A 2,154-nucleotide genomic window follows, 5' to 3' on the forward strand; every position below is an offset into this window, starting at 1 on the left:
CTCGTGGATGCCGTTGACCGTGGCCATGCGCAGCGACGCCCACCGGTGCTGCCACGCGCCGCCCGGGCGCTCCTCGGCGTCGAGCACGACGAACGTGTTCTCGCCGTCGACCGCGCGCGTATGCGGAACGTATCCGCGGCGCTGCAGGTGGTACGCCGCCGAGAGCCCCGCCTGCCCGGCGCCGACGACGACGACGTCGACGGGCTGAGGCTTCATGCCCGGCACAACATCCGGCTCGCCCGGCGGATTCCCTCACCCGGGTCGCGCCGGGCGGTCAGTTGAGGCTGCGGGTCGAGGCGGGAATCACCCCGCCGGTGTAGAGATCCGCGGCGAGGTCCTGCAGCGCGGTCAGCGCGACGCGCTGCGTCATCGGCCCGTACGAGATGCGCGCGACGCCGAGCGCCTCGTACTCCGTGGAGGTCAGCGAACCGGGCAGGCCGATCACGCTGATCTTGCGCTCGCCGATGCCGTCGACGAGGCGGCGCGTGACGTCGGCGTCGAGGACGCCGGGGACGAAGACGAGACTCGCTCCCGCGTCCAGGTACGCCCGGCCTCGCTCGACGGCGTCGGCGACGGACTCGTCGAGGGGGCGTCCGCCCGCACGCACGAAGGCGTCGGTGCGGGCGTTCAGCACGAACGGAACACCCTCGGCCTCGCCCGCCGCGACGATCGCCCGCACGACGGCGACCGATTCGTCGAGGGGCTTGAGGCGGTCCTCGACGTTCGCGCCGATGACGCCCTTGCCGATCGCGCGGCGGATCGTCTCGCCGGCGTCGCCGTGTCCGTCGTCGAGGTCCGCGGTGACCGGCAGATCGCCCACCGCCTCGACGATGCGGCCGACCATGTCGAGCATCGTGTCGATGGGGATCTGGCCGTCGCCGTATCCGTATGTCGCGGCGATCGAGTGGCCGGCGGTGGCGATCGCGCGCGTCTCGGGGAGCGCGGCGACGGCGCGGGCGGAGACGGCGTCCCACACGTTGACCACGCGGAGGATCTCGGGAGCGGCGTGCAGCCGCTCGAGGGACTGGGCTTTGTCGACCTGGGTGATCATGCCTCCACGCTAACGGTGAGCGGGGAGTGCGCGGCAGGTCTCAGCCGACGATCCCGTCGACGTACCACCATCGCCCGCCCTGACGGCGGAAGCGGCTGCGTTCCTCGAGCGCGCCCTCCTCGGCGCCGTGACGCCATCGGGCGCGGAACGCGACCACACCGCGGGCGTCGGCGGGCCCGCCGTCCTGGACGTCCACGATCTCGAGGCCCGTCCAGCGCTGCGCCGGATCCAGGTCGAGCTGCGTCGGGCGGGTGCCCGGATGCCACGTCTCGGCCAGATAGCGGGCGTCGCCGACCACGAACGCGGTGTAGCGGGACCGCATGAGCCGCTCCGCGGTCGGCGCAGGGATTCCGAGCAGCAGCGGGCCGCAGCATCCGTCGAAGGGCTCGCCGGAGCCGCACGGGCAGGGCGCTCCCGCCGCGGGTCGTGGGAACCGCGGGTCGCGGGCACGGTCGGCTGCCGCCCCGAACGACACGTCAGGCTCCCGCCCGCGCCGCGCAGTCGACGCAGCGCGTGGCGGTCGGGCGCGCGACGAGGCGGGCGACCGGGATGGGGCGTCCGCAGTCCGCGCAGCGCCCGTCGTCTCCCGCCGCGCGCCGCGCGAGGGCGGCATCGACGTCGGCCAGCTCCCGCACGGCGTCCTCGCGGAGCCCGGCGAGGCGGGCCCACTCGCTCGACAGGGTCACGCCCTCGGGGTCGTGTTCGTCGTCGGCGTTGTCGGCGCGGCGATCGGCGCGCAGCTGCGCGATGTCGCGGTCGAGGCCGTCCAGGCGACTCTGTGCCGACGCGTGCAGCTCGGCGAGGCGGACGTCGCGATCGTCGGGACCGGGGGCGGCGGAGGAGGCGGGCATGACCCCTCGAGCGTACGGCCTCCCCCGTCGCCGGGGGCGGTGGGAGACAGGCCGCTCACAGGTCCTGGTGGGATCCTGGAGGTGTCTCCACGGCGCCGTCTTCCCGAGGCGGCGACGCGGATCAGCGACGACGACGCGCACCGGGTCCCCTCCTCGTGCCTACCCCCAGGGCACGAGGGGCGGACTCATCGAGTCGCTCCAGAGCCGGCGGTCGCGACCCCCACGCGATCGCCGGCTCCGCCGCTGCCGCGA

Annotated in this window: 4 protein-coding genes; all 4 read right to left on the reverse strand. The window is 74.6% G+C overall.

Going from position 1 to position 2,154, the window contains the following annotated elements:
• Nucleotides 1–216, reverse strand: a 216-nt coding sequence (locus tag ACE3O1_RS15465) for an FAD-dependent oxidoreductase (protein ID WP_374316569.1), incomplete at its 3' end; no start/stop codon positions are given.
• Nucleotides 217–274: 58 nt separating this feature from the next.
• Entirely contained in the window at nucleotides 275–1,051 is a 777-nt protein-coding gene (locus ACE3O1_RS15470; protein ID WP_374316571.1) for an isocitrate lyase/phosphoenolpyruvate mutase family protein, read from the reverse strand.
• 40 nt (nucleotides 1,052–1,091) lie between these two features.
• On the reverse strand, nucleotides 1,092–1,526 hold the full coding sequence (locus tag ACE3O1_RS15475) for a YchJ family protein (protein ID WP_374316573.1): 435 nt from the start codon (nucleotides 1,524–1,526) through the stop codon (nucleotides 1,092–1,094).
• 1 nt (nucleotide 1,527) lies between these two features.
• Nucleotides 1,528–1,902: a TraR/DksA family transcriptional regulator gene (locus ACE3O1_RS15480; RefSeq protein WP_374316575.1), complete on the reverse strand. Its 375-nt coding sequence runs from the start codon at nucleotides 1,900–1,902 to the stop codon at nucleotides 1,528–1,530.
• Between the last annotated feature and the right edge of the window lie 252 nt (nucleotides 1,903–2,154).

Origin of the sequence: Microbacterium sp., assembly GCF_041909575.1 — a bacterium.
GTDB lineage: Bacteria > Actinomycetota > Actinomycetes > Actinomycetales > Microbacteriaceae > Microbacterium.

Coding starts and splice junctions, on each gene's coding strand:
- ACE3O1_RS15470 (WP_374316571.1), bottom strand. CDS start 1,051: ATGATCACCCAGGTCGACAAAGCCCAGTCCCTCGAGCGGCTGCACGCC.
- ACE3O1_RS15480 (WP_374316575.1), bottom strand. CDS start 1,902: ATGCCCGCCTCCTCCGCCGCCCCCGGTCCCGACGATCGCGACGTCCGC.